Source organism: Oleiphilus sp. HI0086 (assembly GCF_001635225.1).
This window is the reverse complement of the sequence record NZ_LWFZ01000955.1, coordinates 1-642: the sequence shown is the minus strand read 5'-3', so window position 1 is coordinate 642 and position 642 is coordinate 1. Positions and strand designations below refer to the sequence as shown.

The 642-nt window shown below is 50.0% G+C and carries 1 pseudogene; it reads right to left on the bottom strand.

Features of this window, described 5'->3' with window-relative positions:
• Positions 1–642: pseudogene (locus A3756_RS27835) on the bottom strand (LamG domain-containing protein); the annotation flags it as partial.

Genomic DNA, 642 nt, shown 5'->3' with positions numbered 1-642 from the left:
GCTTTTTACTGTCTTCGGTCTTGCCTTGCGCTTTACCGTTGCCGACACGGGTATTGGTTTCTTCGTCGATATACGAAGCGCCAAACTTAATGCCCCAACCGCCGACCCACTCGACGTTGCCGCTCAATTCAAGGTTGATGGCCGGGTCTACACCGCTGGTGTCGTTGGCAAGAGTACCTTCACCGGCTTTGAACTCGTATAGGGCAATCACATCATCTTCATAGCGGCCACCTGAGTTGGCAACGATGCCGTCACCCACCAATACAAGCGCTTTACTGGTAATCAGTGTTTCGTCAATCGCGGCGGCAGTGATCGAATTAGAAAAGGCTTCGATCGCTGTTCTCATTTCAGTTGATGAGGCTTCACAACCAACTTCCCAGCAGTTATGAAACTCATTGAGTAAGCGTTGTACTAGTCGGGAGTTACCGGGGGTTTCCAGGCTAATTCGACTCTGAGCAGCCAGGTAAGAGGTGTCAACATCGGAGCTGCCAATAAAAGGAGTTTGCTGGCCTTCGACATGACAGTCACTGCAATACTCTGTGAGTAGAGGGTAGACAGTGCTTGAGTAGCTTAAAGTATCCTCAGGGAAGGACTTACTGCTCCCAGGGTCTTTGATTTGTGGAGAGCGTAGGATGATTTCAT